The sequence below is a fragment of the Streptomyces yaizuensis genome (assembly GCF_034961445.1).
In the GTDB taxonomy this organism is placed as follows: domain Bacteria; phylum Actinomycetota; class Actinomycetes; order Streptomycetales; family Streptomycetaceae; genus Streptomyces; species Streptomyces yaizuensis.
Genome location: NZ_BSBI01000003.1, coordinates 457572 through 473737 on the forward strand (window position 1 = coordinate 457572; position 16166 = coordinate 473737).

At 67.5% G+C, this 16166-nt stretch carries 9 protein-coding genes and 1 tRNA gene; 7 read left to right on the top strand and 3 right to left on the bottom strand.

Annotated features, from left to right (window positions below; genetic code table 11):
* The first annotated feature begins 42 nt into the window (after positions 1–42).
* The 7 genes from SYYSPA8_RS10285 (at position 43) to SYYSPA8_RS10315 (ending at position 14924) form a co-directional block, all read left to right on the top strand.
* Entirely contained in the window at positions 43–2202 is a 2160-nt protein-coding gene (locus tag SYYSPA8_RS10285; RefSeq protein ID WP_323446720.1) for an N-6 DNA methylase, read from the top strand.
* A gap of 89 nt (positions 2203–2291) precedes the next feature.
* Positions 2292–4283 (top strand): type I restriction-modification system subunit M, encoded by a 1992-nt coding sequence (locus SYYSPA8_RS10290; protein WP_323446721.1) that lies wholly within the window; start codon positions 2292–2294, stop codon positions 4281–4283.
* Positions 4280–5473, top strand: coding sequence for a restriction endonuclease subunit S domain-containing protein (locus SYYSPA8_RS10295; RefSeq protein WP_323446722.1), 1194 nt, complete (start codon positions 4280–4282; stop codon positions 5471–5473). The genes SYYSPA8_RS10290 and SYYSPA8_RS10295 overlap by 4 nt, the downstream gene beginning before the upstream one ends.
* On the top strand, positions 5470–8661 hold the full coding sequence (locus SYYSPA8_RS10300) for a type I restriction endonuclease subunit R (RefSeq protein ID WP_323446723.1): 3192 nt from the start codon (positions 5470–5472) through the stop codon (positions 8659–8661). Before SYYSPA8_RS10295 ends, SYYSPA8_RS10300 begins: the two co-directional genes overlap by 4 nt.
* A 279-nt stretch (positions 8662–8940) precedes the next feature.
* Positions 8941–10518: a serine/threonine-protein kinase gene (locus tag SYYSPA8_RS10305; RefSeq protein WP_323446724.1), complete on the top strand. Its 1578-nt coding sequence runs from the start codon at positions 8941–8943 to the stop codon at positions 10516–10518.
* Positions 10519–10591: 73 nt separating this feature from the next.
* Entirely contained in the window at positions 10592–12769 is a 2178-nt protein-coding gene (locus SYYSPA8_RS10310) for an AIPR family protein (RefSeq protein ID WP_323446725.1), read from the top strand.
* A 22-nt stretch (positions 12770–12791) separates the two neighbouring features.
* On the top strand, positions 12792–14924 hold the full coding sequence (locus SYYSPA8_RS10315) for a UvrD-helicase domain-containing protein (RefSeq protein WP_323446726.1): 2133 nt from the start codon (positions 12792–12794) through the stop codon (positions 14922–14924).
* Between the two features lie 181 nt (positions 14925–15105).
* Here the strand turns inward: SYYSPA8_RS10315 and SYYSPA8_RS10320 are convergent, their stop codons facing one another.
* From SYYSPA8_RS10320 to SYYSPA8_RS10330, 3 genes are all read right to left on the bottom strand, one after another.
* Positions 15106–15519 carry a PIN domain-containing protein gene (locus SYYSPA8_RS10320; protein ID WP_323446727.1) on the bottom strand — a complete coding sequence of 138 codons (414 nt, stop codon included), beginning with the start codon at positions 15517–15519 and terminating at the stop codon, positions 15106–15108.
* Positions 15516–15779 carry a CopG family transcriptional regulator gene (locus SYYSPA8_RS10325; RefSeq protein WP_323446728.1) on the bottom strand — a complete coding sequence of 88 codons (264 nt, stop codon included), beginning with the start codon at positions 15777–15779 and terminating at the stop codon, positions 15516–15518. The genes SYYSPA8_RS10320 and SYYSPA8_RS10325 overlap by 4 nt, the downstream gene beginning before the upstream one ends.
* 287 nt (positions 15780–16066) lie before the next feature.
* Positions 16067–16138 (bottom strand) — tRNA-Arg (locus SYYSPA8_RS10330).
* Between the last annotated feature and the right edge of the window lie 28 nt (positions 16139–16166).

Sequence of the window (16166 nt, forward strand, 5' to 3'; positions counted from 1 at the left end):
AGGTGTGAGCTGTCCACTCAGAAGATGAGGTGTCGCCCGGTCATGCCCGAGCCAACAGCCCATGTGACAGCTGCGGAAATCTCCCGCATCGCAGGTGTCACGCGGGCCACCGTCAGCAACTGGCGCCGGCGGCACGCCGACTTCCCCACCCCGTCCGGCGGCACCGAGACCAGCCCGCTCTACGACCTCGGAGCGGTTCAGGCGTGGCTCGGGTCGCGCGGACACACGCAGGTCGCCGACCCCCGGGAGGAGCTGCGCACCGCAGTCCGCTTCCAGCCGTCCGACCCGGACAGGACGACTTGCCGCATCGGCTTCGTCCTCGCGCTCGCCCGGCTTTCCCCGGACGGGACGGCGGCGCTCGCCGACCTCACGGATGCCGAGCTCGTCGCTCGGGCCACGGAGGAGGTGACCGCAATCCTGACCGCACTCCCCGGGCCGATGCCCAGCAGTCCCCTGTTCTCCGCATCCGACAGCACCATCTTGCGCGCACTCCTGCGCTGCGTACGCGAAGAGGGCGGTCCGGCCGCGCTCACGGTGCTTGCGGAGAGAGAGCTGGAGGACGGCGCCGCGACCGGCGTCTACAGAACCCCTGAACCTCTGGCACAGCTGATCGCGGGGTTGCTCCCGGTCGGCGTCCGGCGAGTGCTGGATCCGGCATGCGGCAGCGGCACGCTTCTGACGGCCGCCGCCGGGCGCGGCGCCATCACCCTCCTCGGCCAGGACTCCGTACCCGTACAGGCCCAGCGCACCGCGGTCGGGCTGAGCCTCGCCGCGCCCCGGGCCGAGGTCACCGTGCGCGTCGGGGACAGCCTGCGCGCGGATGCCTTCGACGGTCTGATGGCGGACGCCGTGGTCTGCAACCCGCCGTACGGAGATCGGGACTGGGGCCACGACGCACTCGCCTACGACCCGCGCTGGGCCTACGGCGTACCGGGCCGGGCCGAATCCGAGCTCGCCTGGGTGCAGCACTGCCTCGCCCACCTCGCTCCGGGCGGCCTGGCCGTGCTGATCCTGCCGCCTGCCACCGCATCCCGCCCCTCCGGGCGTCGCGTCCGGGCGGAGCTGGTGCGCAGTGGCGCAGTCCGGGCCATGCTGGCCCTCCCCGTCGGCGCCGCCCCGCCGCTGCACGTGGGCTTGCAACTCTGGGTGCTGCGCCGCCCCGAGCCGGGAGGCCCGGAGCGGAAGTCGGTGCTGTTCGTCGACACCGCCGGTTCGCCCTCGCCGAGTGCCGGGGAACAGGCGACGGGCTCGCCGCGTACGGGTTCCTCCCGGGCCCCGATCGACTGGGCCGACCTGACCAACCGGACGCTCGCCCACTGGGCCGCCTTCACCGCCGACCCGGACCGTTTCACGGCCGAGCCCGGCATCGCACGTGCGGTACCGGTCGTCGACCTCCTCGACGATCTCGTCGACCTCACCCCGGCCCGCCAGGTCCGCATCTCCCGCTCGGACGTCGACCCCGCCGAGCTGTCCACGCGTACGGAGACAGGCCGCCGCCAGCTGACCGAGGCAGCCCGCTCCCTGCTCGACGCCGTAGGCCTCGCCGGCCGGACCGAACTCCGCGGCTCGTCCGGTGAGTGGCGTACGGCCACCGTCTCCGATCTCGCCCGGGGTGGGGCGCTGACCCTGCTCCGCACCGTGCCGGACACCAAAGGATCAGCGCCGGAAAGGTCCGCCATGGCGGTGCCGATGCTCACCGGAGCCGATATCGCGCGGGGGACGCGCCCGACAGGCGACTCGGCGGAGCTCCGTTCCGCGGCCGTTCCCGTGATCGCCGTCGGCGATGTCCTCGTACGGGCGATCGCCGGTGGATCCGGGCCGATGGCCCGCGTCGCGGACGAGAAGGACACGGGTGCACTCCTCGGACCCCAGGTCCACCTTCTGCGCCCGGACCCGGCCCGCCTGGACTCCTGGTTCCTGGCCGGCTTCATCGGCTCGGAGGAGAACGTCGCCGGGGCCTCCACCGGCAGCACCGTCCTCCATGTGGCTCCGGGCCGACTGAGGGTCCCGCTCCTGCCGCTGGACGAACAGCGCCGCTATGGCGAGGCATTCCTGCACATCCACGAACTGCGCGCGCGGGCACGCAGGGCCGCACTGCTCGCGGAGGAGACGGCGGCCCTGTTGGCGGCCGGCCTCACGGGCGGTGCGCTCCTCCCGCCCACGTCCACATCCACGGCCTCGGCCGATACCAGCCCGGCCTGAACCACACGTGCACTTCTCGACCATCCACCACACTTGTCCGCACCCGCTCCGGTTGGGCGGGAAGGTCCGGAAGGAAACCGGGGAATCCCTTGAACAGCAGTAAGCACACGGAACTGGCGAACCATGCCTGGTCCGTCGCCGATCTCCTGCGCGGTGACTACAAGCAGTCCGACTACGGCAAGGTCATCCTGCCGTTCACGGTGCTGCGCCGGCTGGAGTGTGTGCTGGAGCCGACCCGGGAGAAGGTCGCGGAGACCGTCGCCCGCTTCCAGGACCAGGACATCGACACGGGGTACTTCCTCCGCAAGGCGTCTGGGCACTCGTTCTACAACAAGAGCGATCTGACCCTGAGGAAGATCGCCGCGGACCCGCAGAACGCGGCGAGGAACCTTCAGATCTATGTCGGTGCCTTCTCGGACAACGCCCGCGAGGTCCTCGACAAGTACGAGTTCACCCAGCAGATCAAGCGGCTCGACGGTGCCGACCTCCTCTACCAGGTCATCGGCAAGTTCACCGACCTGGATCTTCGCCCGGAGGCCGTGCCCAACCACAACATGGGCTACATCTTCGAGGAGCTGATCCGCCGCTTCGCGGAGCAGTCCAATGAGACGGCGGGTGAGCACTTCACCCCCCGTGAGGTCATCAAACTGATGGTCAACCTGCTGATCGCACCCGACGGGGACGCCCTGACCGTGCCCGGCGCGGTCCGTACGGTCATGGACCCGGCGTGCGGTACGGGTGGCATGCTGTCGGCTGCCGAGGACCACATCCTGTCCCTGAACCCGGACGCCACGGTGGAGGTCTACGGCCAGGAGCTCAACCCGGAGTCCTGGGCCATCTGCCGGTCCGACCTGATGATCAAGGGCCAGGACCCGGAGCACATCGCGTTCGGCAACTCGCTGAGCGACCCGGGCCAGGGCCGCGAGAAGTTCGACTACCTCCTTGCCAACCCGCCGTTCGGCGTGGAGTGGAAGAAGGTCAAGGAGGAGGTCGAGTACGAGCACAAGCACATGGGCGAGGCCGGCCGCTTCGCCGCGGGCCTGCCGCGCATCAACGACGGCTCGCTCCTCTTCCTCCAGCACATGATCTCGATGATGAAGCCGGTGGACGCGAAGGGCGGTGGCGGCTCCCGCCTCGCCATTGTCTTCAACGGCTCCCCGCTCTTCACCGGCGCGGCCGGCTCGGGCGAATCCGAGATCCGCCGCTGGATCCTGGAGAACGACTGGCTGGAGGCGATCGTCGCTCTCCCGGACCAGCTCTTCTACAACACGGGTATCTCCACGTACTTCTGGATCCTCACCAACCGAAAGTCCCCGGACCACAAGGGCAAGGTCGTCCTGCTGGACGCGCGCGATCAGTTCCAGAAGATGCGCAAGTCGCTCGGCGACAAGCGCAAGGAATTGGGCCAGCGGCACATCGCGGACGTGACGCGAGTGTACGCGGAGGCCATCCAGGCCGCGGCAGAATCGGAGCACGAATTCCATGCCAAGGTCAAGGTCTTCGAAAACTCTGACTTCGGTTACCGACGTATCACGGTCGAGCGCCCGCTGAAGCTCCGTTTCGAGGTGACGGAGGAGACGCTGACGGCCCTGGCGGCGGCGAAGCCGGTCCAGAAACTGGCGGAGGCGGAAGCGTTCGTGGCTGCCGTCCGCACGCTCCTGGGCTCGTCCTGGGTGACCAAGTCCGAAGCGCTGGTGGCCCTGAAGGACGCGGCTGCCGCCGCTGGCCTGCTGTGGCCGACGGGCGCGCCGTTCATGAAGGCGCTCCGTGACACGATCGGTGTGCGTGACCCGGAAGGCGAGGTCCAGCTCATCAAGGGCGAGCCTGAGCCGGACGCGGAGCTGCGGGACTACGAGAACGTTCCGCTGGGTGAAGATGTCGAGGAGTACCTGAAGCACGAGGTCCACCCACATGTACCGGACGCGTGGATCGACCACACGAAGACGAAGATCGGCTACGAGATCCCGTTCACGCGGCACTTCTATGTGTACAAGCCGCCGAGGCCGCTGGCGGAGATCGACACGGAGCTGAAGGCACTTGAGGCGGAGATCCAGACACTGCTGGGGGAGGCGTCAGAATGACGACTACTCGCATCAAGTCGATTGTCCGGAATGTTGTCGAGAAGTCCGATGGGGCGCCCCAACCCTTTATCGGACTTGAAGATGTAGAGGGTGGTACGGGGCGGCTTCTCCGTGAGAACCTTTCAGTGAAGGCGGCCGATGACAGCATCTGTCACCGCGCTGGGGATGTTCTCTTCGGTAAGCTCCGGCCATATCTTGCTAAGGCTCTCTTGTTGAAGGCACCCGGTACGGGAACGAGTGAAATGCTAGTCCTGCGCCCCGATCCTCGAATCGATGCGCGATTCCTGCTGTATGTGACTCTGTCGAATCCCTGGCTGGAGTGGGCGAAAGCAACTGCGTACGGCACTAAGATGCCGCGTACATCCTGGGAATTGATGGGGAATTTTCGAATTTGGCTCCCATCGCTTGAGGATCAGAGGCGCATTGTCGGATTCCTCGACGCTCAGACGATGCGCATCGATCTACTGCTACAACTTCGGGATCATCAGATTCGGCTGGTTGAGGAGCGTAGCGGGTCCGCACTCGATACTGCATTCGCCGGCAGTTCACATACGCCTACTCGCCTCAAGTATCTACTGGCTGAGAAGTCGCGCTATGGGGTGCTGGTGCCAAAATTTGTCGATGATGGGGTGCGGTACATTCGCGTCAATGACTTGCTCGATCTGCCCGGCCGTGCCGACTCGCTGGCGCGGATTCCTGCGGAACTCTCGGCGCAGTACACCCGGACTGTGACGAAGCCCGGTGACGTCCTGCTCAGCGTGGTGGGGACCATGGGGCGTTCTGCCGTTGTGCCGACGGAACTCGCAGGAGCAAATGTCGCTAGGGCTGTAGCATCTTTGCGCCCTATGGATTACGTGCCTTCAGAGCTTCTCGCGACCTGGCTGACCACGCCGGAGTTCCTGCGTCAGGCCAATGATGCAACCGGTTCTGATACGGCGCAGCCCACCCTGGGTATGGAGGACCTGGGTAATTTCCGACTCGCTTGGCCGACTGATAAGCGAGGGTTGGATGCGTTGACGCAGGCTGCTGGTCGGATCAGGCGGCAAAGGAGGGAAGTCGCTCAAGTATTGCGCCGTCAGACTGCCCTCTTCATTGAGCGCCGCCAAGCCCTCATCACCGCCGCCGTCACCGGCCAGTTCGACGTCTCCACCGCCAGCGGACGCAACGTCACGGAGGGAATCACCGCATGAACCCCGGCCCCGTCCACAGCGAATCCGCCTTCGGTGATGCCATAGTCGCCGCCATGACCGAGCGCGGCTGGCGCGAGGTCGGCCCCGCCGGCTACCAGCCCGACCTCGGCCTGGACACCCAGGAGCTCTTCGAATTCCTGGGCAGGACGCAGGCCGAGGAGTGGCACGAGCTCCGCACCAACTACGGTGACCCCAACGAGGCCCAGCGCGGATTCGCCCGCCGTCTCGACCAGGCCATCGCCAACGACGGCCTGCTCCACGTCCTCCGCAACGGAGTCAAGGACCGCGGAGTCCTCCTCCGTGTCGCCTACTTCAAGCCGAACCTGGTCGCCGACGACTCCGTACTCGACGGCTACCGCGCGAACCGCCTCACTGTTGTCCGTGAGCTTCCCTATGCCACCAAGCAGCTCGACTGGAACCATCGCCTCGACCTGACCCTGTTCCTCAACGGCATCCCCGTCGCCACCGCCGAGCTCAAGAACCCGCTCACCGGCCAGGGCGTCGAGCACGCCAAGGAGCAGTACCGCGCCGACCGCGACCCCACCGAGCTGATTTTCACCCGGCGGGTCATCGCGAACTTCACCGTCGACCCCGACCTGGTCTTCGTCGCCACCCAGCTCAAGGGCAAGAACACTCGGTTCCTCCCCTTCAACACCGGCTCCGAGGGCCCCGGCCGTCCCGGCGGCGCCGGCAACCCCGCCCCCACGGCCTTCGGCCGGTACGCGACCTCCTACCTCTGGGAGCAGGTCTGGGAGCGGGACAACTGGCTGGATCTTCTCCAGCGCTTCGCCCACCAGCAGAAGTCCAGGACGCCCGGCGGCGGCACCACGCGCACCACGATCTTTCCGCGCTACCACCAGTGGGACGTGGTCAAGAAACTGACCGCCCACGCTGCCACCCACGGTGCCGGCCAGAACTACCTGATCATGGCCTCGGCCGGCTCCGGCAAGTCCAACACCATCGGCTGGCTCGTCCACCGCCTCTCCGACCTGCACGCGGACAACGACCCCCGCGTGCTCGACACGGAGGCCCTTTCCGCAGGCTTCATCAAGCCCGGGGCACCTGTCTTCGACAAGGTCATCGTCATCACCGACCGCCGGAATCTGGACGCCCAGCTCCGTGAGACTGTCGGCAGCTTCTCCCAGACCGACGGACTGGTCGTCAAGATCGATGAGAAGCACGGTGCCAAGAGCGAGCAGCTCGCGCGCGCCCTCTCCCGTGACACGGGCAAGATCGTCACCGTCACCCTGCACTCGTTCCCCGCGCTCCTCGACTACCTCAAGCGCAACCCGACGGAGATCAAGGGCACCACCTTCGCGATCGTCATCGACGAGGCCCACTCCTCCCAGTCCGGGGACGCGGCGACCTCCGTCCGAGCCGCCCTCCGCGAACTCGGTCTCGACTCCGACTCCGGTGACGACGGCGCGACCAGCATCACCGTCACCGACAAACTCAAGAAGAAGGCGCTGGAGCGGTCCCGGGCCGCCAACCTCTCCTACTTCGCCTTCACCGCCACCCCGAAGCCCAAGACCCTCGAACTCTTCGGCACGCCGGACCGGGTGGACGGCAAGGACATCTACCGCCCCTTCCACACGTACTCCATGCGCCAGGCCATCGAGGAAGGCTTCATCCTCGACCCGCTGCGCAACTACGTCACGTACAACACGTACTGGAAGCTGGTGAACCAGAACCACGACGAGCGCGAGGTCGACCCCGCCAAGGCGAATTCCCTCCTCGCGCGGTACGTGCTCACCCACGACTCGACCGTCTCGCAGCATGCACAGGTGGTCGTCGAGCACTTCGTCGCTCACACCCGGGGCCGTCTCGGCGGGCGTGCCAAGTCCATGGTCGTGACCGCCTCACGGCATTCCGCCGCCCAGATGGCCCGTGCCATCCGGAGCTACATCAAGGACCGCGACTACCACACCAAGTACCCGGACCTCGGCGTCCTGGTTGCCTTCTCCGGCTCCCTCACCATCGACGGCGAGGAGACCACCGAGCCGAAGGAGAACGGGGGCCTCGCCGAGACCGCCCTGCCCAAGGCCTTCGGCTACACACGCGCCGACGACAAGGCGGTCAAGGCCGGAGCGAAGGGGCAGCAGGAGTACAGGATCCTGGTCGTCGCCGAGAAGTACCAGACCGGCTTCGACCAGCCCCTGCTGACGACCATGTACGTCAACAAGACACTGACCGGCATCGCGGCTGTCCAGACCCTTTCCCGTTTGAACCGTACCGCCGAACGCAAGGCGCAGGCCGACCTCGCCGTCCTGGACTTCACCAACGAGGCCGAGGACATCAAGGAGGCGTTCCGCCCGTACTTCGAGGAGGCGAACACCCTCCCCTCGGACCCCAATCTGCTCTACACCGCCCAGAGCCGGGTGATGTCCGCGCCGATCATCTCCGAGGCGGAGATGGACGGTTTCACCGCCGCCTACTTCGAGGCGAAGGAGAGGGCCGCAGGGTCACAGGCCAAGTGGGAGAAGCTGCACGCCGAGCTCTACCGCCTCCTCTCCCCGGCCGTCACGCGCTATGAGGCCCTGCGCGACAACGACGAGGACGAGGACGAGGTCAGGACCGCCGAAGACTTCCGCGCCGACCTCAACGACTACGTACGCAAGTACGGCTTCCTCGCCCAGATCGTCCTCTACCAGGATCCCGACCTGGAGCGTCTCCATCTCTACGGACGCTATCTCCTCACCCGGCTGCGCGGTCGCACGGACGGTGGCGTGGACATCGGCGATGTGGACCTCAGCCATCTGCGTGTGCAGAAGACCGGTGAGCACGACGTCTCCCTCAGCCCGGAGGGGCCTGCGACGATGCCGGGCTTCGGCGAGGGGCCGGGCGGTGCCAAGGATGCCGAGAAGTCCCTTCTGTCTGAGTTGATTGACAAGTTCAACGCCAAGTTCGGTACGGAATTCACCGAGCAGGACGTCATCCGCCCCTTCGAGGAGGCCAAGGCCGATGCCAAGGTCCGGGCGGCGGCCGTTGTCAACGACGAGGACAACTTCGGCAAGGTCTTCGACAGGGTCTTCGAGGACAAGATGGCCGACCACGTCGACTCCATCGCCGGTCTCGGCCGCCACTACTTCGGCTCCGACCGGAACTTCAAGTCCAGCCTGGACCGCAGCGCCCGCCGTGCCGCGTGGCGGATGATCCGCCGTGAGGAGGGCGTGGACGACGCCGCGTAGCTCCCCCGGCACGTATCCGATGCTCTCGTACGCCTTCCTGGTGCACGAGAGCATCGGGTGGCGCCGTCCTGTGCGGCAGCCCGTCCGCCCGCTCCGCGAACCGTCCAGGACAGGCGGAGCCGCCATGCAAAGACGTTTCTTCGCCAGATGTGACAGGCATTCCCAGTGACCTCTGGACGGAAGATCTCCCCCTGACAACAATGGTCACGACATGTCGGGCCGGCCGACACCTCTTCGGTTACCACGTCGGCGACAGCAACACAACGGGGTGTGGGCGCGGTGCCACAGCAGAGGATCGCCGGACGTTACGAACTCCTGGAGGAGCTCAGCCACGGCGGCATGGGCGACGTCTGGCGCGGCTACGACTCCGTGCTCGACCGGCCCGTCGCGGTGAAGCTCATCCGGTCGCAAGCCGTCACCTCGCCGCAGATTGCGGACGAGCTGGGCAAGCGGTTCCGGCGTGAGGCCCGGATCACGGCCCGTATCCAGCACCCCGGTGTGCCGCAGGTCTACGATGCCGTCCTCGACGACACCCACGAGCATCTGTTTCTCGTCATGGAGCTGGTCGAGGGAGCCTTGCTGTCCGCCTACGTGGACCAGGCCCGGCCGCTGCCGGTGAGCTGGGCCGTGGCCGTGGCCGCACAGGTGGCCACCGTACTGTCGCACGCCCACGAAGTCCCGGTGATCCACCGTGATCTCAAGCCGGGGAATGTCCTCGTGGCCCGCGACGGGACCGTGAAGGTGCTCGATTTCGGCATCGCGGCCATCCTGCGCACCGACGCGACCAAGCTGACCGCGACCGGAAGCCCGATCGGGACGTCGCAGTACATGGCGCCCGAGCAGGTCCGCGGCGGCCGTGTCACTCCGCAGACGGACCTCTACGCGCTCGGCTGTGTGCTTCACGAGATGCTCACCGGTCAGGTGCTGTTCCACGCGGACAGTGAGCTGGCACTCATGTACCAGCACGTCACCAAAGACCCCACCCCCCTCAGGCACCTGCGACCCGAGGTCCCGGCCGCGCTGGAGGAACTCGTACTGCACCTGCTCCGCAAGACCCAGGAGTCGCGGCCCTCCGATGTCCAGGAGGTGTACGAGCGGCTGCTGCCCTTCCTCCCGCGGGCCGGCCAGGAACCGGCGCCCGGGGAGAGGGGCCCGGCCGGAGTCCCGGACCCGACGGGGCTTTTCCGCCACCCGTATGCACCCCGCTCCCGGCCTCGGCCGGCGGTTGCCCCGACGCCTTCGGTGAAGCCGGTCCTCGCAGCAATTCCCGTACCGGAAGAGCTCAGGGCGGACATCAAGGAGGCGTACGCACACTCGGGCGCCCTCCTCGAAGAAGAGCGTTTCGCGCAGGCCGCGGAAGTGCTGAGCGAAATCATCGAACCAGCTGCCCGGGCCCTGGGCGCCGAGAGCCGACAGGTGCTCGAACTGCGCACCCAGCGGGCGGCGATCCGGCTGCTCGGTGGCGACTACCGGGCCGCTCTGCCCGAATTCACGGCACTCGCCGACGCATACGGACGCATAACGGGACCCACGAGCGACCAGGCCCGTGCCTGCTGCGCCCAGGCCGCCCGCTGCCGCGCCGAACTCGGCCAGGTGACGGAGGCGCTCACAGCGCTGGAATCGGTTCTGGCCATCGTCAGGTCCGTGGACGGCGACGTCAGCGAGGAAGCCATCGAACTGCGCCGAGACATCGGCATGTTGCTGCTCGCCCAGGGGCGTGCCGTCGATGCCCTGGACGTACTCGAACCCCTGCACGCCGATCTGAATGTCGTCTACGGGCCCGCGGACGAACTGACGGCGGAGGTCGCCGAGGTGTTGGCGCTGATACGGCTGGATCTCGACGGGCCGACGGGCTGAGCCCGCACAGCACCCTTTACGCCAGGAAGCAAGGCGGTCGGAGAAGCCCCGACCGTGGGAGGAAACCAGGAACATGGACGCACACCGCACCCCTGAGAAGGCACCCAGCGTGATCACGCAGGTGCGCCAGGTGGGCAACGCCCTCAAACAGCTCTACGGCGATCTGCTCGACGTCAGCGACCTGGACAACCTGCCGGACAAGGAGCGCGAGCCCCGTCTGCTCTCCCGGGCTCTGACCGCTCAGGCCGTGCGCATGGTCACGGGCCTCAGCCCTGAGGACGCGGCCGCCACAGTCATCGACGGACATGCGGACCAGGGCATCGACGCGATCGCCGTCGTGGATGGACCCAACCCCCACGTGTACCTGGTGCAGGGCAAGTGGAGCAAGGACGGCAAGGCCAAGGGCGAACGGGACGCGGTGCTGGAGCTCCTGGCCGGGCTGCGTCTGATCGATGACGAGGACTTCGCCCCGTTCAACCCGCGCGGGCGGCAGCTGGCCGAGTATGCCAAGACCGTCATGGACCAGGGCCCGGTGCCCGTCACTCAGGTCGTCGTCCTGATGCGGCCCGACAGCCCCGGTATCGGATTCCAGCAGGCCATCGTCAACGGGGAGAAGGAGTTCAACCGATACGGCGAGATCCTCGACCACAGGATCATCCTGGCGCCCGAAGTATGGGCATCCGTCCGTCGTGATCTCACGCCCGAGCCGGTGCGCCTGTCGGCCACCCTGTTCCCCTGGTTCGGGATCAGCTCCCCCTACGAGTCGTACCAGGGTGTCGTCGCCGCCGAAGAAGTGGCGCGGTGGGCCAAGAGCGGCTCCAGTCTCTTCAATCTGAACATCCGCAACCCCCTAGGCAGAACCTCGATCAACAACGAACTGATCAGAACGCTCAGCCGGGAACCGGCGCTGTTCTGGTACTTCAACAACGGCATCACCGTGCTGTGCGACTCCGTCGAGAAGGCCCAGCAGAACATGCGCGCGCCCCAGCACCACCCCCTGACGCTGACCCTGCACCATGCCAGCGTCGTCAACGGCGCTCAGACCGTCCGGTCGGTCGCTGAAGCGCTCGCCGCCGATGACATCGCCGCCGAGGCCCAGATCGGCGTACGGATCATTGTGACGGGCAAGGCCGAGGAGTTCGCCAAGGAGACGACCAAGGCGACCAACCGGCAGAACAGCGTCGGTGCCCGCGACTTCATCGCGCTGGACCCGGTCCAGGCCGCGATCATGGAGGAGATGAGGGCGGAGATCGGCCTGGAGTACAGCGTCAGGCGCAGCGAGCTGGATCCGCCGGAGGAGTCGGGTTGCTCCGTGGTCGAGGCCGCCTGCGCCCTTGCTTGTGCCCGGACCGACAGCCAGTACGCAGCCCGTATCGCTCTTTCCCTGGAACCGCTCTGGGAGCGTGGCTCACAGGGCGTCTACGACGTTCTCTTCCGGCCCCAGCCCGGTGTCTTTCTGCTCTGGAACACGGTGCAGGTGCTGCGCCAGGTACGGCGCAGCCTGCTCGAACTGCGCAAGCGCTACGAGGGGCGTGGCGCCGCCCTGACGGAGCACGGCACCTACCTGCTGGCCCATCTTGTGTTCCGCCTGCTCGACACCGACGCCATCGGGGAGCCCGACCAGGACCTTGCATGGGCGGCCGACGCGCAGGAGAAGACGAAGACGCTCGTCGAGCGGCTGCTGCCGGTCACCGCGGCAGCGATCGACAAGCTCTTCAGCGACCGCTCTGTCATCCGCGCGGTGTGCTCCGACGCCACCCGTTGCCGGGAACTCGTCGAGCATGTGCTCACCGTCATGTCGGGCGAGCCCGGCGGCACCGTGCCCGACACGTATCGCCGTGTCCGTCCGACACGCAAGCGGCGCCGGCCCAACGCCGTGTATGTCCTCGTCGACAAGGGGATCCTGCGCAACGGGGAACCGCTGACGTTGAGCAGCGGCTACCCGCTCGAAGCGGCGGCGCTGCGGGACTGGCTCGCCGAAGACGAACGGCGCGGCCGGGCGACTTGGGTCAACCACCGTACGAAGCCGGTTCTGTGGGCCGCCGACGGCAAGCAGTACTCGCCCTCCGGCCTGGTCACGCGTATGTGGGAAGAGGCCGGCTGGGCGGACCGGCCCGTGGCCAACCAGGGAACCGCCCGCTGGGTGGTCGCGTCGGGGGAGACCCTTGCCGATCTGGCGTGGAGTGTCCTGGACGCCCTGGAGGAGTCGGACGAACCCGTTGCTCCGACAGTCGACCGGACCGATCAGTAGAAAATCGGAAGAGACTCCCGCCATGCCCCGCCTCGCCTTCGACATAGCCTTCTGCGCCCAGCTCCCCAAACTCCAGGGGACCGTCCGCAAGGGGGTCTTCGACGCCTGGGAGAAGTTCGAACGGCTCACTCTGGAGCAGCTGTTCAAGGATCCCGGTCTGAAGCTGGAGTCCCTCAAGAACGCCCGGGACCCGCACATCCGGACGATCCGGATCGACCGTGGCACGCGAGGGGTCGTGCTGGCACCCGACAGCGGCGACACGTACGTCCTGCTGCGGGTGCTGCCGCACGACGATGCCAACACGTGGGCCGTCAAACAGAAGGCGAGCATCAACGCGGTCACCCGGGCCGTCGAGATCCGCGACATGGCTGTTCTGGAGGAGCTCACCCCCGCGTATGAGCGGATCGCCCCCGCCCCCGGGCAACGGCTCTTCGCCGGCTTCTCGGACGGGGACCTCTCGGCCCTCGGGATCGACGGGACGACCCTGCGCCAGGCCCGGGTCCTGACCAGCCCGGAGCAGCTGGAGGCATTCGCGCCCTTCTTCCCCCAGGACCAGCGGGAGGTGCTGGAGTATCTGGCCGCCGGGTTCACTGTGGAGGACGTGTGGCGTGAGGTGGTCGCCGTCAACCTGGCCGCCGCCGACAGCGTGGAACCCGTGAACCCGGCCGACTACGAGACCGCCATCAGGCACACCCGCACGCGTATCGCCCTGGTCACCGGGTCGGACGAGCTCCGCGGGATCCTTGACAAGCCCTTCGCCGCGTGGCGGGTCTTCCTGCACCCGTCCCAGCACAAGGTGGCCTACCGGCCCTCCTACTCCGGCCCGGCCCAGGTCACCGGAGGTCCTGGCACGGGCAAGACGGTCGTCGCGCTGCACCGCGTACGTCACCTGCTCGGTCACCTGCGAGACGGCGACCGCGTCCTGCTCACCACCTATACCAATGCACTGGTGGCTGCCCTGCGTGCGGGACTTGCCGAACTCGTCGACGACGGGACGCTCCGGGACCGGGTGGACATCATGACCGTCGACGCGTTCGCCGGGCGGGTGCTGTCCACGGCGCGTCGGCCCCTGCGCGCAGACGAGGAGCCTGCCCGCTGGCAGCAGGCCGCACGGGCCGCGGGCTTCACGGGGAGCCCGCAATTCCTCGCCCAGGAGTACAGGCACGTTGTCCTTGCCCAGAACTTGCGTACATACGAGCAGTACGAAGCCGCAGAGCGCAAGGGGCGCGGCAGCGCACTGCCCGTGGCGGCCAGACCGCCGGTGTGGGGCGCCATGGAGGAGTTCGCCGCCCGGCTGGCCTCCGACGGGCTGCGGACCTACCTCGACACCTGCGCGGAGGCCGCAGACCTGCTGGAGCGGACCGGGCCGCGATACCGGCACGTCGTCGTCGACGAGGCCCAGGACCTGCACCCCGTCCAGTGGCGTCTCCTGCGCGCCGCCGTTCCTGCGCGCCCGGACGACCTGTTCATCGCGGGTGATCCGCACCAGCGGATCTACGACAGCAAGGTCTCTCTGAAGGCGGTCGGGATCAAAGTCGCGGGGCGGTCGGCGAAGATGCGCAAGAACTACCGCTCCACGCACGAAATTCTGAGCTGGTCCACCTCGCTGCTCGTCGGACGCCCCTTCGGGGAGCTCGAGGACGACGGCCGCCACGAAACCCTGCTCGGCTACCGTTCGGTCCTGCACGGGAGCGGCCCCGAGATCCATGCGGCCAGTTCTCCGGAGGCTGAGCTTGCAGCGCTCGTCGCGCGCGTCCGGGGTTGGCTTGAGGACGGCATCGCCCCCGGCGACATCGGCGTCAGCGCCCGCTTCAACCGGACCTGCGACCAGGTGACGGAGCGTCTGTCTGCGGCTGGTATCCCCGCTCAGCGACTGCGGGCGGACCGGGCGACGGCGGCCGCCGGGGTGAATGTCGGCACCATGCACTCCTTCAAGGGCCTGGAGTACCGATGCGTCGCAGTGGTCGGTGTTCACCAAGGCGCCATGCCGTTTCCCAAGGCGGTGACGCCGGTGGACGTCGACCGTCTTCAGCATGAGGCCGATCTGCTGGCGGAACGCTGTCTGCTGTTCGTCGCCTGTACCCGGGCTCGCGACGGCCTGTACGTGTCCTGGACGGGGGATCCCAGCCCTTTCCTGCTCACAGCCGGGATGTGAGCAGGGAAAACGATCCAACGGTATACAAACGCTACGAGGTCGATCTGTCAGTACAGCTACGAGTCCGCTGCTTCCTCGCTCGGCGCCCTGGGCGACGAGCTCATGCTTTCGCGTCATGGTTGGGGCAGGGAAGGGCTGATGCGGCCGCAGGGATTTCGCGTCCCGCATATCCGAATTCTTGTCAGATCTTGATGACGGTGGCGTGTCCGGCGCACAGCGCGGTGAGGTCCTCGGGGTCGGAGGTGAGAATCGTTGTGGGGCCGGGTGAGGCGAGGGCAGTGGCGGTCAGCATGGCGTCGATGGCGTGCTTGTGGCCGTGCAGGCCGGCGCTTGTGAGAAGGGCTGCTGCGTGGCGGGCGACAGCCTCGGTGACCGGTTCTACGACGATGCGCGAGAGGGTCCACTCCAGGGCGGGGCGGTTGATCCGGGGGTGGACCACTTCCACGAGCGTGGCCGCCGAGGTGATCACACGGAGATCATCGGCACGCGCCAGGGCGAGCCAGGTGGTGACGGTACGGTCCCGCAGGACAGCCCTGGCCAGCCCTTCGCTGTCGAGCACGAGGGTGCCGCCGGGGGCGGCGGGCGAGCGTGTCACGCGGCGCTCGCCCCGCTCTGCGCCTGCTCGTTCCGGGCCCGGTGGAGCTGGTCGCGCACGGACTGGATCTCCTCGTCGGTGATGGGTCCGTGCTCGGCTTCGGCGATCTGGATGATCTCGTTCAGATTGTCGCGCTCGATCTGGCGGGCGACGGCGGCGGCCACATAGGCAGACAGACCGGAGGGCCCGCTGCGAGCCTTGGCGGCCTCGGCGATGTCGCGCGGCATGGTGATCGAGTACTTGCCGGTAGGCTCGCTCATGCCACTTACCCTACCTCCGATCCTCCCGAATGGCCCTGTCGTCCTTCTTCGCCATGACGGCCCGGTCCGGACATCTCGCACTACGACTGAGGGCCCGTCAACTCCGAGGTCGTGCTCTGCACGAGCACGGCGGGCAGAGACGGAGAAACGACTGCCTTCCGCCGCTCCCGGGGGGCCGGACCCATCGGCCCCCGTCCACCCCGGCGAACGCTCCAACGGGCCACCCATGTCGCGGCATGCAAAAAATCCTGGCCGGCATGACTGCCGACCAGGATCTCGTCCAAGGGTGCCCCCGGCAGGATTCGAACCTGCGCACACGGCTCCGGAGGCCGTTGCTCTATCCCCTGAGCTACGGGGGCGCACCGTCCCCGCCCGGGCTGTTGCCCT